Source organism: Photobacterium arenosum (genome assembly GCF_014841115.1).
In the GTDB taxonomy this organism is placed as follows: domain Bacteria; phylum Pseudomonadota; class Gammaproteobacteria; order Enterobacterales; family Vibrionaceae; genus Photobacterium; species Photobacterium arenosum.
Genome location: NZ_JACYTP010000005.1, coordinates 53167 through 70015 on the forward strand (window position 1 = coordinate 53167; position 16849 = coordinate 70015).

At 52.3% G+C, this 16849-nt stretch carries 16 protein-coding genes; 2 read left to right on the top strand and 14 right to left on the bottom strand.

What is annotated here, in order from left to right; all coding sequences use genetic code 11:
* The first annotated feature begins 63 nt into the window (after positions 1-63).
* A complete protein-coding gene (gene barA / locus IFO68_RS09735; RefSeq protein ID WP_192015726.1) occupies positions 64-2832 on the top strand; it encodes a two-component sensor histidine kinase BarA in 2769 nt (922 codons plus the stop codon).
* Positions 2833-3025: 193 nt separating this feature from the next.
* Here barA and acpS read toward each other — a convergent pair whose 3' ends face one another.
* The 11 genes from acpS to rpoE all read right to left on the bottom strand — a co-directional run bounded on the left by acpS (position 3026) and on the right by rpoE (position 12050).
* Positions 3026-3409, bottom strand: a complete 384-nt coding sequence (acpS, locus tag IFO68_RS09740) for a holo-ACP synthase (protein ID WP_192015727.1) — start codon at positions 3407-3409, stop codon at positions 3026-3028.
* A gap of 1 nt (position 3410) precedes the next feature.
* A complete protein-coding gene (gene pdxJ, locus IFO68_RS09745) occupies positions 3411-4142 on the bottom strand; it encodes a pyridoxine 5'-phosphate synthase (RefSeq protein ID WP_192015728.1) in 732 nt (243 codons plus the stop codon).
* Entirely contained in the window at positions 4139-4849 is a 711-nt protein-coding gene (gene recO, locus IFO68_RS09750; protein ID WP_192015729.1) for a DNA repair protein RecO, read from the bottom strand. Before recO ends, pdxJ begins: the two co-directional genes overlap by 4 nt.
* Before the next feature lie 8 nt (positions 4850-4857).
* Entirely contained in the window at positions 4858-5763 is a 906-nt protein-coding gene (era, locus tag IFO68_RS09755; RefSeq protein ID WP_192015730.1) for a GTPase Era, read from the bottom strand.
* Positions 5760-6434 carry a ribonuclease III gene (gene rnc / locus IFO68_RS09760; protein WP_027253570.1) on the bottom strand — a complete coding sequence of 225 codons (675 nt, stop codon included), beginning with the start codon at positions 6432-6434 and terminating at the stop codon, positions 5760-5762. Before rnc ends, era begins: the two co-directional genes overlap by 4 nt.
* 10 nt (positions 6435-6444) lie before the next feature.
* Entirely contained in the window at positions 6445-7344 is a 900-nt protein-coding gene (gene lepB, locus IFO68_RS09765; protein WP_027253571.1) for a signal peptidase I, read from the bottom strand.
* A gap of 99 nt (positions 7345-7443) precedes the next feature.
* Complete coding sequence (gene lepA / locus IFO68_RS09770; RefSeq protein WP_192015731.1) at positions 7444-9240, bottom strand: translation elongation factor 4; 1797 nt, start codon at positions 9238-9240, stop codon at positions 7444-7446.
* 73 nt (positions 9241-9313) lie between these two features.
* On the bottom strand, positions 9314-9826 hold the full coding sequence (locus IFO68_RS09775) for a SoxR reducing system RseC family protein (protein ID WP_192015732.1): 513 nt from the start codon (positions 9824-9826) through the stop codon (positions 9314-9316).
* Entirely contained in the window at positions 9823-10794 is a 972-nt protein-coding gene (gene rseB, locus IFO68_RS09780; RefSeq protein WP_192015733.1) for a sigma-E factor regulatory protein RseB, read from the bottom strand. Before rseB ends, IFO68_RS09775 begins: the two co-directional genes overlap by 4 nt.
* Before the next feature lie 14 nt (positions 10795-10808).
* Positions 10809-11447 carry a sigma-E factor negative regulatory protein gene (locus tag IFO68_RS09785; protein WP_192015734.1) on the bottom strand — a complete coding sequence of 213 codons (639 nt, stop codon included), beginning with the start codon at positions 11445-11447 and terminating at the stop codon, positions 10809-10811.
* Positions 11448-11471: 24 nt separating this feature from the next.
* On the bottom strand, positions 11472-12050 hold the full coding sequence (gene rpoE, locus IFO68_RS09790) for an RNA polymerase sigma factor RpoE (RefSeq protein WP_027253576.1): 579 nt from the start codon (positions 12048-12050) through the stop codon (positions 11472-11474).
* A gap of 317 nt (positions 12051-12367) precedes the next feature.
* On the opposite strand from rpoE, the gene nadB reads away from it, so the two are divergent.
* Positions 12368-13987 (top strand): L-aspartate oxidase, encoded by a 1620-nt coding sequence (nadB, locus tag IFO68_RS09795; protein ID WP_192015735.1) that lies wholly within the window; start codon positions 12368-12370, stop codon positions 13985-13987.
* 63 nt (positions 13988-14050) lie between these two features.
* On the opposite strand, the gene IFO68_RS09800 is transcribed toward nadB, so the two are convergent.
* The 3 genes from IFO68_RS09800 to IFO68_RS09810 form a co-directional block, all read right to left on the bottom strand.
* A complete protein-coding gene (locus tag IFO68_RS09800; protein ID WP_192015736.1) occupies positions 14051-15877 on the bottom strand; it encodes a methyl-accepting chemotaxis protein in 1827 nt (608 codons plus the stop codon).
* 214 nt (positions 15878-16091) lie between these two features.
* Positions 16092-16502, bottom strand: coding sequence for a protein YgfX (locus IFO68_RS09805; RefSeq protein WP_192015737.1), 411 nt, complete (start codon positions 16500-16502; stop codon positions 16092-16094).
* A complete protein-coding gene (locus tag IFO68_RS09810; protein ID WP_120513499.1) occupies positions 16474-16734 on the bottom strand; it encodes an FAD assembly factor SdhE in 261 nt (86 codons plus the stop codon). The genes IFO68_RS09805 and IFO68_RS09810 overlap by 29 nt, the downstream gene beginning before the upstream one ends.
* Between the last annotated feature and the right edge of the window lie 115 nt (positions 16735-16849).

Here is a 16849-nt window from a genome sequence, read left to right on the forward strand (position 1 = left end):
TGGAACATGCTTGCGTGACCAGCATAGACAGCAATTCTCCCACAGAATCGAATTCTTGTAACCATGACCAAATACGGACTTCGCGCCCGGGTTTTCACCCTGACATTAGCACCAACCCTGATCATTGGCCTGCTATTGAGCGCATTTTTCACATTGAGCCGCTACCGTGATCTGGAGCATCAGCTGATTGCAACCGGCACCAGCATCATAGAGCCGCTGGCGATTGCCACCGAATACGGCATGGCAGATCATAACCGTGAAGCGGTCAGACGCATCATCAGTTATGCCCATCGCAAGCATTCCGATATTGTACGCAGTATCGCGGTATTTGACGGCAATAATGAGCTGTTTGTGACCTCAAATTTCCATCGGAATTTTGAGGCGCTGATGTTTCCCGATGATCAGCCGATCCCCTTCCTTCCTGACATCATCATCAATGACAGTACCATGATCATGCGGGCCCCTATACTGACAGAAGCACAGCAAAGTAACCTGTCCGCACCCGGGTTTCAGGCCAGGGCGCTGGGTTACATCGCCATTGAAATGGACATGAGCCCCCTGCGGCTGCAGCAGTATCAGGAAGTCTTTACTGCGCTGATGGTCTTGCTGCTGGGCCTGATCCTGTCGGGATTGTTTGCCTATCGCCTGATGCGAGATGTCACCCGCCCGATTTCGCACATGATCAGCGTCGTAGACAGAATTCGCCGCGGGCATCTCGATATCCGGATTGAAGGTGAATTGCTGGGTGAGCTGGATAACCTGAAAAACGGTATCAATGCCATGGCCATTTCGCTGTCTGACTACCATATCGAAATGCAGCAAAGCATCGATCAGGCCACGTCCGATCTGCGTGAAACCCTTGAGCAGCTGGAAATACAGAACGTTGAGCTGGATATTGCCAAGAAACGCGCTCAGGAAGCTGCCCGGGTCAAATCCGAATTTCTGGCCAATATGTCCCACGAACTGCGCACACCGCTGAACGGCGTCATCGGCTTTACCCGCCAGATGCTCAAAACCCGGCTCAGTGCCAGCCAGCACGATTACCTGCTAACGATAGAAAAATCCGCCAACAACCTGCTGACCATCATCAATGACATCCTGGACTTTTCCAAACTGGAAGCCGGTAAGCTGCTGCTGGAAAACATTCCGTTCGACTTCACCGACTCGCTGGATGAAGTCATGCGTTTGCTGGCACCCAGCGCCCACGAGAAAGGCCTGGAGCTGACACTGCGGGTTGATCAGCGTATTCCTACCGGTCTGATTGGCGATCCGCTGCGTATTCAGCAAGTGCTGACTAATCTGATCGGTAACTCAGTGAAATTTACCGAGCGCGGCAACATAGACATTGCCGTGGAGCTCAAAGCCGATCGCGATGAGAGCCTCGAATTGCAATTCATGGTCCGTGATACCGGGATAGGGATTTCGGAGCGCCAGCAAGCACAATTATTCCAGGCCTTCAGCCAGGCTGATGCCAGCATTTCACGCCGCTATGGCGGAACCGGGCTGGGGCTGGTGATCACCCAGAAACTGGTTACTCAGATGGGCGGCGAGATCAGCCTGACCAGTCGCCTGCACCAGGGTTCCACCTTCTGGTTCACCCTCAAACTGACCAAAACTGACCTGCCGGTATCTCAGCCTATCGATACCAGCGAGCTGAAAAACCGCCACCTGCTGCTGATAGAACCCAACCTGCAGGCGGCCAACGTGCTGCAGCAACGCCTGCTGCAAGCCGGACTGGATGTGACCTACCGGGCCGACATGCCGGAGGACGATGTTGAACATCACGACTTTGCCCTGCTCTGCCTGTCACCGGGCGAACAGCCACCGCTGGCAACGATTCTGGATAAAGTCTTTAAAGCCGAGCAACTGGCCGACAAAGTTTTAGTGTGCCTGCCCACCACAGAGCTGGCCTTGTCGGAACGCTTACTCAGTGCCGGTGTGACGGCTTGTCTGGGTAAACCGCTGGCCCGGCGTAAACTGTTTGATGCCTTGATTGGCCAGACAGATCATCAGGAAGAGCCCGAACCACTGCCACTGGCTGCCACGAACGATGCCCTGCTGCCGCTCACCGTTATGGCGGTTGATGACAACCCGGCCAACCTGAAACTGATCGCCGCCCTGCTCAGTGAACGGGTAGAAACCGTGATTACCGCCACCGGCGGCCGTAAAGCCGTGGATTACGCGCAGCAGAAAGCCTTTGATTTAGTCTTCATGGATATTCAGATGCCTGAGATGGACGGCGTCAGAGCCTGTGAGGCGATTCATGAAACCACGCTGAACAGCCATACGCCCGTCATCGCGGTCACAGCCCATGCGATGGCTGGCGAACGTGAACGCTTGCTTCGTGCTGGTATGGACGATTACCTGACCAAGCCCATTGAAGAACAGATTTTGCAGCAGATGCTGGCCAAATGGATTCCGCAGCCGCAGAGCAACAGTTCAGCACCTGCCGTGGCTTCCGCAGCGCCATCCGTTAAGCCTGATACAGTGAATAATAACGTCAGCTGGGACTGGGATCTGGCGCTGAAACAAGCCGCAGGCAAAGAAGACCTGGCCCGTGACATGTTGCAGATGCTGCTCGATTTTATGCCCGAAGTGGAAATGCTGGTCAATGAAGTGCTGGACGGCAAAGACATTGACCTGTGGCCGTCCATCCACAAACTGCATGGCAGTTGCGCCTACAGTGGCGTGCCAAGGCTGAAAAACCTCTGCTATACCCTGGAAACCCAGCTTAAAGCCGGGAGTTCAGCCACCGAGCTGGAACCGGAACTGTTCGAATTAATCGACGAAATGAACAATGTGGTCAGGGCATCGCAGGCTTACCGGCAGTAACACCCATCAAGCAGAAAGGATGCCCCTTTCTGCTTTGTTTCATGCTTTTGGCAGCCGGCAGATGAGTGACATGCCAATACCAGCCACCACCTTTGAGGCTCTTACGTCAAATCTTGTTCACTCCTCACATTTTTTCGTCAAAAAAGGGAAACAACGTTTCCCTTTCTTTATCTCCGGCGGACTGATTGCGCTTTCAGCCCGACTCCAGGATCACGGTTGCCACTGCATAGTGTTTTTCATCGGCAATGGTCAGGTGAATATGGCGGACCGCCATCTGCACGGCCAGCTCGGCCGCTTTACCGGCCAATGCCAACTCTGGCTTGCCGCGTTCGTTATTGGTGACGGTAAAATCCTGAAACGAGACACCGCAGGCTATGCCTGTTCCCAGCGCTTTGGCGGCCGCTTCTTTTACGGCAAAACGCTTAGCCAGATAGCGACCTGCCTGCTTATGCTGGCTGAAAATGGTTAACTCTTCAGGTGTCAGTACCCGCCGGGCAAACGTCTCGCCGGCACGGGCGAGTACATGTTCGACACGGGCAATTTCAGCAATGTCTGTCCCCAATCCGACGATGGCCATGTTACCAGCGCGCTTCCAGCATCACGGCTTTCATGTCTGCCACGGCTTTATGCAGGCCGTCAAACACGGCGCGGCCGATAATCGCATGGCCAATATTGAGCTCGTAAATCTCAGGCAGGGCCGCAATGGGTTTGACATTGTGATAGGTCAGCCCGTGGCCTGCATTGACTTTGATACCCTGATCATGGGCATAACTGGCCGCAGCAGCAATTTTCTTCAGCTCGGCCTGTTGCTCTGTGTCCGTTGCTGCATCGGCGTAATGGCCGGTATGCAGCTCGATATAAGGCGCACCACAAGCCACAGCGGCATCGATTTGCGCGCGATCCGCATCAATGAACAGAGAAACCAAAATACCCGCCGAGCTCAGTTTTTCGGTTGCCGCTTTCACTTTGTCCAGTTGACCCACCACATCCAGGCCGCCTTCAGTGGTCAGCTCTTCTCGTTTTTCCGGCACCAGGCAGACGAACTCAGGTTGGGTATCCAGCGCTATCTGCACCATCTCATCGGTCACTGCCATTTCCAGATTCATACGCGTCTGAATGGTGTCGCGCAGAATGCGGACATCGCGGTCAGTAATATGACGACGGTCTTCGCGTAAATGAATGGTAATACCATCAGCGCCTGCGCGTTCTGCCACTTCGGCCGCATGCACCGGATCCGGGTACCGGGTGCCGCGGGCATTACGTAAAGTCGCAACGTGGTCGATATTGACGCCGAGCAGTATATTCTTCATGTAGCGGTACTCCTTCCTCTAGGGACAAACAATTCCCTGCTTTTTAATGGTTTGCTGCCAAGATACGGTTTCAGGGCCATGCGTGTAAAGCGCTTTGCTGCCCTGAGCTGATCCTGGGATTCAAAATGCCGGGCGGCAATGGCTTTCAGTTGCCGTCCGGTAAACGTCAGCTGGCCGGCAACCATAGAAGCAATAAAACCTCTTTGCTCCCGGTAGTTATACGTCATTTCATCGTCAACCGGCAGCCCGCTGCCAGCACAATGAAGAAAGTCCACACCGTAACCCAAGTGATCCAGCAGCGCCAGTTCAAAGCGGCGTAGTGCGGGTTCGGGATTTTCCGCCTGAGCAAGCTCTCTCAGCACATTGAGATAATCAAGAAACAAGGCAGGATAAGGCGTCTGAACTTCCAGTACCCGAGCCAGAATCTCGTTCACATACAAGGCGGAATACAGGATATAGCTGCGCATGGGCAGCCCGATACTGATAGGTTCGGCGTGAGTCAGAACCGGCATAGTGCCGCGGCCAGTCCATTTGATGAATAGGGGGGTAAATGGCTGAAGCGCTCCTTTGAGATTGGAGCGCTTACGACGGGCACCTTTCGCTATTAGGGTGATCCGACCGGATTCTTCACTGAAGACATCCAGGATCAGGCTCGTCTCGCTGTAGTGACGAGAGTGCAGAACAAAACAGCGCTGCAACCCTTCCATCGCTGTCCTTAAAGATCGTCGATATAGCCAAGACTACGCAGGGCGCGTTCGTCATCAGCCCAACCGGATTTCACTTTCACCCACAGTTCAAGGTACACCTTGCGCTCGAACAAATCTTCCATGTCGAGACGGGCTTCGCGGCCAATGGTTTTGATTTTCTCGCCACCTTTGCCTATCACCATCTTCTTCTGGCCTTTACGCTCAACCAGAATCAGACCGTTGATATCAAAGCCATCGGTTTCCGGATTATAGTCAAAACGCTCTATATCAACGGTCACAGAGTACGGCAATTCTTCGCCGGTAAAACGCATCAGCTTTTCACGGATAATTTCCGAAGCCATAAAACGCTGAGAGCGATCTGTCACGTACTCTTCCGGGAAGTAATACTCCCCTTCCGGCAAACAACCGCGGACTATCTTTTCAACATCCTCAATACCGGTACCATGCTTGGCAGCAATCGGCACGATAGCTTTGAAGTCCATTTTTTTCGCCAGCTCCTGCATATGCGGGAACAGATCGTACTTCATTTTAACGTTATCGACTTTGTTGACCAGCAGCACCACAGGCAGGCCGCTTTTCGCCAGCTTGTTAAGCACCATTTCATCGTCCGGTGTCCACATGGTGCCGTCCACCAGAAACAGCACCAGTTCAACATCGGTCAGCGAGCTGCTGGCCGCACGGTTCATCAGGCGGTTAATGGTGCGCTTTTCCTCGATATGCAGCCCGGGGGTATCCACATACACAGCCTGATAACCGTCTCGGGTATCCACGCCCATGATACGGTGGCGGGTGGTCTGCGGTTTACGCGAGGTGATCGACAACTTCTGCCCGACCAGACGGTTAAGCAGTGTTGATTTACCGACATTCGGACGGCCAACGATGGCAATAAAGCCACAATGTGTTTTATCTGTCATGATTCTAACTGCTTCAATGCCAGTTCTGCCGCAGCCTGCTCAGCCTTGCGCCGACTACCGCCTTTACCAACCACAGGGTTATCCAGCCCCGAGACGTCGCACTGTACAGTGAATTCCTGATTGTGTGCTTCACCCTGTACCTTAGTTACAGTATATGCCGGAAGCGGCAAACGACGCCCCTGAAGGCATTCCTGCAGACGGGTTTTCGGGTCTTTCTGGTTTATACCGGGTTGTATGGTGTCCAGACGACTCTGATACCAGCTCAAAACGATATGGCGGACACATTCGATATCACTGTCGAGGTAAATTGCCCCAATAATGGCTTCGACACAGTCAGCCAAAATGGAATCGCGGCGATAACCGCCGCTTTTCAGTTCGCCCGGCCCCAGCAGCAGATGGTCACCCAGCTCGAATTCGCGGCCTAATTCGGCCAGCGTTTTACCCCGGACCAGAGTGGCGCGCATCCGGCTCATATCGCCTTCGTCAACTTTAGGGAAGCGATGGTATAGCTCATCGGCAATCACAAAGCTCAGGATAGAGTCACCCAGGAACTCCAGACGCTCGTTGTGCGTGCCGTTGGCGCTTCTGTGTGTCAGCGCCAGGGTCAGTAATTCGCTGTTCTTAAATTCGTGTCCCAGCTTACGCTGGAGTCTTTGTACAGGAGATGTCATTTTTTCCCGATCAGTCTATGCCTCCGATGCGGCTGAAGCGCACACCGGTAGGAATCCAAGAGGGAAGTACACTATCGGCACTTCGTTCAAATTCAAAGCTGATCCAGATCCCGACCGCCTTGCCAACCAGATTTGCTTCCGGCACGAATCCCCAGTAGCGGCTGTCCGCACTGTTATCACGATTGTCACCCATCACAAAGTAGTGACCTTCAGGTACCACCCACTCAGCCAGCCCGGGACGCGGTTGATAATCAAACGTCTGATTCGGTCTTAGCGGATGGATCAGAATGTCATGTTTCGCCTCACCAAGCTGCTCAGTAAACTGGATCAGCCGGGTTCGGTTCTGAACAAAATCACTGTCGTGCATCTGACTCATCATGACAGGTTTACATTCTGTGGTGCCTTTAGGTGCAATACAGATCTGCTTATTGTCACTATAGCGAACTAAATCGCCCGGCAATCCCACAACGCGCTTAATGTAATCAACATTAGGGTTTACCGGGTATTTAAAGACAGCAATGTCTCCACGTTCAGGTTCGCCGGTTTCCACCAGTTTATGACGAAATACAGGATCGCGCAGACCATAAGCAAATTTTTCAACCAGAATGAAATCGCCAACCAGCAATGTCGGCATCATCGATCCGGATGGGATCTGGAACGGCTCATATATAAACGAGCGAAACACCATGATAAGCGCTATCACAGGGAACATAGAGCTGGTCGATTCAACCCAGCCAGGCTGTGGCGCAACAGCTTCCAAGGTTTTAGCATCCACCTGGCCACCGGCATTGGCCGCCGCAGCGTCGATTTTCAACTGACGCTTAGGTGCCCAGAGGAACCGGTCCAGTGCCCAGATAATTCCGGTCACTATGGTTGCCAGCACTAAAATTAACGAAAACAGATTTGCCATTGCTGTTCCTAATGTCCCTATGATGAATTTTTCATGGTCTCTCAGGGTCTGAAGACCCTAACCATTCCGCCGCATAATGCGGCGGAAGGCGGACTCGAATTATTTGTCTTTACCTACATGCAGTATGGCGAGGAAGGCTTCCTGCGGCAGTTCGACATTGCCGATCTGCTTCATGCGCTTTTTACCTTCTTTCTGCTTCTGCAGCAGTTTTTTCTTACGGCTCACGTCACCACCATAACACTTGGCGATAACGTTTTTGCGTAACTGTTTCACGGTCGAGCGAGCGATAATGTGGTTACCGATCGCTGCCTGAATCGCGATATCAAACATCTGGCGGGGAATGAACTCCCTCATTTTCTCAACCACATCACGACCACGCGATTGCGCATGGTCTTTATGGGTAATGATAGCCAGCGCATCAACACGGTCACCGTTTAACAGGATATCGACCCGAACCATGTCAGATTCCTGATAACGCTGGAAGCCATAATCCAGAGAGGCATAACCGCGCGATGTTGACTTCAGACGGTCGAAGAAATCCAGTACCACTTCTGACATCGGAATGTCATAAGTCAGCGCAACCTGGTTACCGTGGTAAACCATATCGACCTGAGAGCCGCGTTTTTCAACACACAGAGTAATCACATTACCCAGGTATTCGCTTGGCACCAGAATGTTACAGCGGGCAATCGGCTCGCCAATGATTTCAATATCATTAATAGGCGGCAGTTTGGCCGGGCTGTCAACATACAGCATGTCGCCATTACTCTTCTTCACCTCATACACTACAGTCGGTGCAGTGGTGATCAGATCCAGATCGTATTCACGCTCCAGACGCTCCTGAATGATTTCCATGTGTAACATGCCAAGGAAACCACAGCGGAAGCCAAAGCCCAGAGCGGCAGAGCTTTCCGGTTCATAGAACAGTGAAGCATCATTCAGGCTCAGTTTGCCCAGTGCATCACGGAAGTTCTCATAATCGTCAGACGATACCGGGAACAGGCCTGCATACACCTGAGGTTTCACTTTTTTAAAGCCTGGCAGCGCCTTTTCACAGCCGTTCTTCGCCAGTGTCAGGGTATCGCCCACCGGCGCGCCCAGGATATCTTTAATACCGCAGACCACCCAGCCCACTTCGCCCGTTCTCAGTATGTCTTTATCCACCTGTTTCGGAGTAAAGATACCGATACGATCAACGTTCCAGGTCTGTCCTGTGCTCATGACCTTGATCTTATCGTTCTTCTTCAGGGCGCCGTTTTTAATGCGGACCAAAGAAACAACGCCCAGGTAATTATCGAACCAGGAGTCGATGATCAGCGCCTGTGGCGGCGCATCCGGGTCGCCCTCTGGCGCAGGAATCGAACGCACGATGTTTTCCAGCACCTCGTCAACGCCCAGGCCAGTTTTGGCTGAACAACGGGTGGCTTCTATCGCGTCGATACCGACGATTTCTTCAATTTCTTCCGCGACACGCTCAGGATCAGCCGCTGGCAGATCGATTTTGTTCAGGATCGGCACAACTTCCAGATCCATTTCAATCGCGGTATAACAGTTAGCCAGTGTCTGGGCTTCCACACCCTGACCGGCATCGACCACCAGCAACGCACCTTCACAGGCCGCCAGCGAACGGGAGACTTCATAGGAAAAGTCTACGTGTCCCGGTGTGTCGATAAAGTTCAGTTGATAGGTTTCACCATCTTTTGCCGTGTAATTGAGCGTCACGCTCTGGGCCTTGATGGTGATGCCACGTTCACGTTCCAGATCCATTGAATCAAGCACTTGCGCAGCCATTTCACGATCGGAAAGGCCACCGCAGACTTGAATCAAGCGGTCAGATAACGTCGACTTACCGTGGTCGATATGTGCAATAATCGAAAAGTTACGAATGTGCTTCATGAATTGGCGTGACTAACTCGTGATTAAAAAATGAATGGGATCTTACGATCAAGTTGGCAGATTCTACCGAATTTCAACGGCTGCTGCTATCTTTCGATAGTGCATTTGTTTCCAGCCCCTCCACGACAGGCTTTCCGAGCACCCGAATCAGGCTGGGTTGATAATCCCCCAGGGCCGATAATCTTCTGGCGCGATATCGCGCAATCAGCAGTCCTACCACGCCACCGGCAAGGGCACAGGCAATTACGCCCCCTTCGCCACCGCCAGCCAGCTCAACAAACCACCACTGGCCGAGCAAGGTCCCCAACAGCAGACACACTAACGGCAGCACGTAAACCAGCAACGCAGATTGCAGCACGCTGCGTTCAGATAACCCGATTTCAACCAGCTGACCGATGTGAATAGGATCATTAATATGGGTTGTCGATAACGTCAGTTGATGCTGGCGACCAGGTAATACTTTGCTGACTACGCCTGTGCCACAGCTATTTTGTGAGGCACAGGATCCGCAGCTGGTTTGCTGCTGGCAACTGACGATGATCTGCTTTTTATCAACAGCCACCACTGTGGCCAGTGAATGCATCATGGCTGGCTGACTCCCTGAAAAGAGACCGACTCAGCCACCCGGCGCGCCGTTGCCGGCGGTATGTCACCGACAACAGTGATCTCTTTGTCTTTCAGTAACTGGCTGTGCAGCGTACGTCGTCCCTGGCGAACCAGTTGTTCCCGCACACTGAAGCCATCTGCAGCCGAGACATAAATAGAAAAACTAAACAGGCCGTCCGTATACATCTGGCTTTCAACCGGACGCTCAGTCAGCATCAGGCGGTGTCGGTTGTGTGAAATACTTTCAAAGCCCAGCGGCAACCAGTCGACCTGCCAGGACAAGTCCACCTGTGGCTGTGGCGGTAGCTGAACCACTTCCGGCAGTTTCACTGATTTCAGACTTTCCAGAATATCGGCCACTTTGTCATTCACGACAAAAGACACTGCGCGGTATTGTTCTAAAGGCTCACCATCCCGATCCAGTAAATCTGCCCGCAAGACTAAATGAGAGCGGGTGTCCATCCACAACAGGTAGGAATAGCGGGCGCCGTCTTTGGGCGCAATACGTACCACATCACAAGCGGTTCCCGCTTCACGGGATCGTCCCATGGGGATGAAGTCATAAAACTGGGCCAGCTCTGCCACATTGGTACGCATGATAGGCGGCAAAGGGGCCACCATGCGATTGCTGTCGATGGTAAACGGGTCCAGCCCTGGCTCAAAGTAACTGACTTCTTTGCCACGCTGAATAACCTCACGCGGCGGACCGCTGAGGTACACCAGATGTGCAAATGTCTCGCCATCTTCTACTGCATGGCGATAACGTAAGGGTTCAATACTGTTTTTCTTGATGAGGATGTAAGACACCTCATAGCTCAACTGCCTGGTTGCCTGATCCATTTGATGCAACAAAGCCTCTGCAGAAGTCATAGCATCTTCTTCCGCAGAGGCTTGCCAAGGCATAGCCAAGCTGACCAGTGTCAGAGCACCGACCAGAATTTTCTTCATATCACCGCCACGAATCAGTGTGATTCCAACAGGGTTCTATCCAAACTGCCGTCTTCCGCATTCAGGCGCAGTTGCAACTCATAGTCCTGTAACATCGCATTAATACGACGTCTTTGTTCCATCAGTTGTGCTTCGCTTGGCGATTCAGTCCGGGTACGAACAGAATCCCGCGTCAGGCTGACTGGTTCAGCAGTTCCGGCAAAAGGAATGGTCTGTAAAACAGGCACCTGAGTATTAGCATCACTCGCTAACCCAGCCTCTTCACCACCGTTATATTGTTGTACGCCGACAATCACTGCCAAAGAAACACAGGCAGCTAATGCCACCTGACCAAATTGTGTCAGCCAGGCTGGCATAGTACGACGTGCCTGATGGGGCGTTGGTTGCTCCACATGCGGCAGAGACACCACATTCGCCGACGCCGCGACACTGTCTGCAAGGCTGTGCGCGGGTTCATTATCGAGCGCCATCGCCACGTTTCCGGCGATATCCCACTTGGGGTGCCCCGGCGCTTCACCGTGCATCACATCGCTCATCAATTGATAAGCTTGCCAGCTTTGCTTTGCATTATCATCCACCAGAAGCTGGTTTATGATACTTTGATCAACGTCTTCACCATCAAGCAAAGCCGAAATCTTTTCTTTATCAGCCATCTTTGTCACCGTTTGGCCCAAATATTAGCGCTGCATTAGGGGGGCAATACGTTTTTCTACCGCCTCCCGAGCCCGGAAAATACGGGAACGTACCGTACCCACCGGACAGCCCATGACTTCCGCAATTTCCTCGTAACTCAATCCTTCAAGTTCGCGAAGCGTAATTGCGGTTTTCAAATCATCCGGGAGGCTTTCTATGGTACTGAATACCACCCGCTTCAATTCATCTGACAACATTTGGTTCTCAGGGTTCGAAATTTCTTTTAATGCACTGCCATTTTCATAGTACTCGGCATCTTCCGCATCAACGTCTGTTGCAGGCGGACGGCGCCCCTGAGCCACCAAGTAATTTTTTGCCGTATTCACGGCTATACGATATAGCCAAGTATAAAATGCACTTTCCCCACGAAAAGACGGTAGCGCACGGTAAGCTTTGATAAAGGCTTCCTGCGCCACATCCGGCACATCACCGGAATTGCCAACATAACGGGCAATAAGGTTGCAAACCTTGTTCTGGTACTTTACGACCAGTAAATTAAAGGCTTGCTTGTCCCCTCGCTGTACTCGCTCAATCAGTGCCTGGTCAGTTAACTGCTCGCTCATTCGAGCGTGTACTCCTCTGTCTGTGACAAGGTCATCTCTGCTCTGAACCGTACCGGATGCAGCCAATTTACCCATCCTGTGTTCAGAACTATTTATATTCTATGGACATAGAAGCCTAAAGAATTACTGACCCCAAAAAAAGCGCAAAGTTCCCGCACACCTTACTGGCACATTCGCCCGGGTGCAACTGCCATTCATTCTGGCAGATGTACGCCGCCAGGGGCAATTTGCCTTACCTAGCTTTACAGATCAAAAAAGCCCCACATAATGGGTTTTTTGGTAATATGGCGAGCTTACCACAGGGATATGAGATCAATATGAACGAGAACCGAGAACACAGTTGTGACGTCCTGGTCATCGGTAGCGGCGCAGCAGGCCTCTCTCTGGCCTTGCGTCTGGCTCCGATGTGTAAAGTGCTCGTCCTGAGTAAAGGCCCGCGGAGTGAAGGGGCGACTTACTATGCTCAGGGCGGTATCGCTGCTGTTTTTGATGAAACAGACAGTGTGGACTCTCATGTTGAAGATACTCAGATAGCCGGTGCCCATCTTTGTGATGAAGAAGTGGTTCGCTTCATTGCTGAAAATGCCCGCGATTGCGTGCAATGGCTGATAGACGCCGGGGTGCCCTTTGATCAGGAAGACAACAGCACCGATGATCATCCTCGCTACCACCTGACACGCGAAGGCGGTCACAGTCACCGCCGGATTCTGCACGCAGCAGATGCAACTGGCATGGCCATGCAAATGTCGCTGCAGGACAATGTTCACAACCACCCGAATATTGAAGTACTGGAACGCCATAATGCGCTGGATCTGATCACCAGTCATAAAATAGGTGAGGCCGATGCGCCCAACCGGGTTCTCGGTGCTTACATCTGGAACCGCCAGCGTGAGTCTGTCGAAACCGTGCGGGCCAAATTCGTAGTGCTGGCCACCGGCGGGGCTTCTAAGGTGTATCAGTATACCTCGAACCCGGATGTCTCATCCGGTGATGGCATCGCTATGGCCTGGCGGGCAGGCTGCCGTGTCGCTAATCTGGAATTCAATCAGTTTCATCCCACCTGCCTTTTCCATCCAGAAGCGCGTAATTTCCTGCTGACCGAAGCCCTGCGCGGCGAAGGGGCATATCTGCGCCGTCCGGACGGCTCCCGCTTTATGCAAGAGTTTGACGAGCGTGCCGAGCTGGCCCCGCGGGACGTCGTTGCCCGCGCAATCGACTATGAGATGAAGCGACTGGGTGCAGACTGCATGTATCTGGATATCAGCCATAAACCCGCTGATTTTGTGACCAAGCATTTTCCGACCATCTACGAAAAACTGCTCGGCTATGGTATCGACATTACCAAAGATGCCATTCCCGTTGTCCCGGCCGCCCACTACACCTGTGGTGGAGTCATGGTCGACCGGCAGGGACAAACAGACCTGAACGGCTTATATGCCATTGGCGAAGTCAGCTATACCGGCCTGCACGGTGCCAACCGCATGGCGTCGAACTCGCTGCTGGAGTGCGTGGTCTATGCCTGGTCTGCGGCCGAACACATCAGTCAGCACCTCAATGAAGTGAGCTTATCGTCATCTATCCCGCTGTGGGATGAAAGTAAAGTCTCCAATTCAGATGAGGAAGTTGTCATTCAGCACAACTGGCATGAATTGCGCCTGTTCATGTGGGACTATGTCGGCATAGTGCGCACCACCAAACGCCTTGAGCGGGCCATGCGCCGGATCCAATTGCTGAAGCAGGAAATTGATGAGTATTACAGTAACTTCAGGGTGTCCAACAATCTGCTGGAGCTGCGGAACCTGCTGCAGGTCGCCGAGCTGATGGTGCGCTGTGCGCTGGAGCGAAAAGAAAGCCGGGGGCTGCATTACACTCTGGATTATCCGGATATGCTGGAGACGCTGTCACCCACCATACTGGATCCGCGCAATCCGCAATAAAAACAATAGCAACGGGAGCCACCCGGGCTCCCGTCATTCATGTCTTCCTTCTCAGCGGTCAGCTCATACTTTGTAAGCTTTGATCGCCTGCGATAAGGTGTGGGCCTGCACGGAAACAGAGTGGGCTGCCTGCGCATTTTCCTGCACCACCACCACATTGCTATTGGTGACATCGCGAATCGACACGACCCGCGCACCAATATCTTCAGACACCTGGCTCTGCTGCTCCACCGCTGCGGCGATTTGGGTGCTGGAATCCAATATCCGCTGCATATCAGCAATCACGGTTCGGATCTTAGCCTCCGCGCTTTGCGCCTGGGCCACACTGTCATCCCCCTGCACCCGGCAGTGCTCAATATGGCTGACCACCTGTTTCGTCTGCTGCTGCAGTGAGCTGATAATGCTGGTGATTTCCTGTGTTGACTGTTGGGTGCGCATGGCCAGAGAGCGTACCTCATCGGCCACTACCGCAAATCCCCGCCCTTGCTCACCGGCCCGGGCGGCCTCGATGGCAGCATTCAATGCCAGCAGGTTGGTTTGCTCAGCAATGTTTTTAATCACTACAACCACAGAGCCGATACTGTCTGACAAACCGGAAAGACTGGACACTTCCTGGCTGCTCTGAGCCAGCCCTGCAGACAGCTGATCAATCCGTGAACGTGTTTCGACAACTTCCGATAACCCCTGTGTGGCTTCATCATGGCTGCGGCCGGTCTGTGAAGCGGCTTCATGGGTAATATGAGCCACTTCGCTGATGGTCGCTTGCATTTCTGTACTGGCCGCCGCCACAGAATCGCTGTCCAGCAGTTGTGCCGCCAGTGCCTGCTCTGCGTCCTGACTGCGGCGCTGAAGCTGAGAAGAAGCAGCACCGAGTTCAGACACGGCGGACTGCACATCCCCCACCAGCTTGCGCAAATTGCTCAGCAGATAGTTAAAGTGCGTCCCCATTGCGGCAAGCTCATCTTTACCTGAAGTATCGGCATTCAGGGTGAGATCATGACTGGCGGCAATACGGTTCATTAAGTGGCTCAAACGCTCAACCGGGGCCAAAATAGAGGCGCTGATTTTCCATGACAGTAAGATCAGCCCTGCAATGATGACAGCGATAAGAAGCCAGGCCAGGCGGCTGATTGAAACCTTTACCTGATCTGCTTCTTTGTCTATCTGCTGCTGCATTTGGCCAAATTCGGCCTCAACCTGATGAGACAAGGCGCGAATCTGCCCTCTCAGTCCATCTTTATGGCTCAGGCCTACTCGGGTTTTCTGCGCCACCATCTGGTTGAATCTCTGATTAAACTCGCGGTAATCCCGACCTAACTGCGTATCCAGCTGATCACCGTATTGCGTGACAAACGCCTGATAGTCTGCCAGCAAAGCTTTGTCATCAGTCGCTGCAAATAACTTTGCCGTCAGTATCAAGCGATAAACATCCAATGTCTGCGTACTTTCAGATGCCAATGTCATCAGCTGCTCACCGCTTTGATACAATGACTGATAAATCCCTTGTGAGGGTGTCAGTCCCAGAGTCTGGTAGCCTGAGACCATTGCCTGCATACCCGCATGATAGTCGTGCATCTTACCTTGCAGAGTTGTCACTTGCGGCAGATCAATCGACAAGGCTGCCACATCTTGCTGCAATCGTGCTAATTGCGCCTGAAATTTATCGTAATTGCCATTGAAGGTCTGCAGGTACTTAAGATCCATACGTGCCAGAAAATCTTTTTCATTACGCCTTAGGTTAAGCAATGTCACTTCCAGTTGGTCAAGCTGACTGCCAGCCACTTCTATATTCACAAGCTTTTGATTGGTATAACTATTTACACCAAACAATAAAAAAATCGCTGTGACACTTAACCCTGCCAGCCCTAGCAGCTTATGCCTAACTTTCATTACACAAAATTCCTTATAGGTATAAAATATTGGTGTTTTATACACTTAATAGCCAAGAAGACATTATAAATTCCCAAGCAATCAATTACATCAACAATAAAGCAGAACTTTACTCTGCTCTGCTTTAAGATCGCAATATTGTGATAACGGGCAGGACAAGAATGACACTGCTTCCAGAAGCCGGTGATAAAGGCAGCAGACTCAACCCTTGGCGTCAGCAGATACGACAGAAAAGGCTCAGCAGACGGAAATCTTTGTCAGAACAGGCATCACGGCTGACGGCAAGCCAGTAATGCTGGTGGGCGCGTTTCAGCTCAATAATCAGTAATCGGGAGGTCAGCACACGGGTATGAAACAATTGCCAGCGGCAGCGCTGCCACTCAATTTGTCGGTCATCAAATAAAATCAGCGTGCCATGAAGGGAGGCAAGCTGGATTCTGGCGCAAAGATACTCGCCCCACAGCCATTCACAAAACAGCCACCATAATGGCACGGGCAGAACATCAGCAAACATCAGAAAAGACAACAGGCTTGCCACTGCCAGATATGCTCCGGTTAAAGCGGCAAGCAGGATAGAAGAAGGGTAAAGCGTCAGGTTAGCGAAGCTTGCTCTTGTTGTGGGCAACAATCTTGTCCACCATTGCAGCATGCGCAGGGTTAGTGCTGCGTCCGTGCTCCATCAGCCAGTTGAACAGGTCCGGGTCATCGCATGTCAGTAAAGACACAAAATCCTGGCGATCCTGCGGGTTTAAATCATCAAAGCACTCTTCAAAGAACGGCATGATAATGACGTCCAGCTCCAGCATGCCACGACGGCAGGCCCATCTAATTCGTGCTTTATCGTCTGCACCTATCATATCCAACCTCAACTCCTGGTGGTATTCATTCTGCGGCAATACTACCAGCCAGTTTTCCTGCCGACTATCTGCAGCCACATATAGCACAACAAAATGAGAGCTGGTCGTGATAATA

Coding starts and splice junctions, on each gene's coding strand:
- barA (WP_192015726.1), top strand. CDS start 64: ATGACCAAATACGGACTTCGCGCCCGGGTTTTCACCCTGACATTAGCA.
- IFO68_RS09810 (WP_120513499.1), bottom strand. CDS start 16,734: ATGATAGGTGCAGACGATAAAGCACGAATTAGATGGGCCTGCCGTCGT.
- IFO68_RS09775 (WP_192015732.1), bottom strand. CDS start 9,826: ATGATGCATTCACTGGCCACAGTGGTGGCTGTTGATAAAAAGCAGATC.
- rnc (WP_027253570.1), bottom strand. CDS start 6,434: ATGACATCTCCTGTACAAAGACTCCAGCGTAAGCTGGGACACGAATTT.
- IFO68_RS09785 (WP_192015734.1), bottom strand. CDS start 11,447: ATGGCTGATAAAGAAAAGATTTCGGCTTTGCTTGATGGTGAAGACGTT.
- rpoE (WP_027253576.1), bottom strand. CDS start 12,050: ATGAGCGAGCAGTTAACTGACCAGGCACTGATTGAGCGAGTACAGCGA.
- nadB (WP_192015735.1), top strand. CDS start 12,368: ATGAACGAGAACCGAGAACACAGTTGTGACGTCCTGGTCATCGGTAGC.
- lepA (WP_192015731.1), bottom strand. CDS start 9,240: ATGAAGCACATTCGTAACTTTTCGATTATTGCACATATCGACCACGGT.
- recO (WP_192015729.1), bottom strand. CDS start 4,849: ATGGAAGGGTTGCAGCGCTGTTTTGTTCTGCACTCTCGTCACTACAGC.
- pdxJ (WP_192015728.1), bottom strand. CDS start 4,142: ATGAAGAATATACTGCTCGGCGTCAATATCGACCACGTTGCGACTTTA.
- rseB (WP_192015733.1), bottom strand. CDS start 10,794: ATGAAGAAAATTCTGGTCGGTGCTCTGACACTGGTCAGCTTGGCTATG.
- acpS (WP_192015727.1), bottom strand. CDS start 3,409: ATGGCCATCGTCGGATTGGGGACAGACATTGCTGAAATTGCCCGTGTC.
- lepB (WP_027253571.1), bottom strand. CDS start 7,344: ATGGCAAATCTGTTTTCGTTAATTTTAGTGCTGGCAACCATAGTGACC.
- IFO68_RS09800 (WP_192015736.1), bottom strand. CDS start 15,877: ATGAAAGTTAGGCATAAGCTGCTAGGGCTGGCAGGGTTAAGTGTCACA.
- era (WP_192015730.1), bottom strand. CDS start 5,763: ATGACAGATAAAACACATTGTGGCTTTATTGCCATCGTTGGCCGTCCG.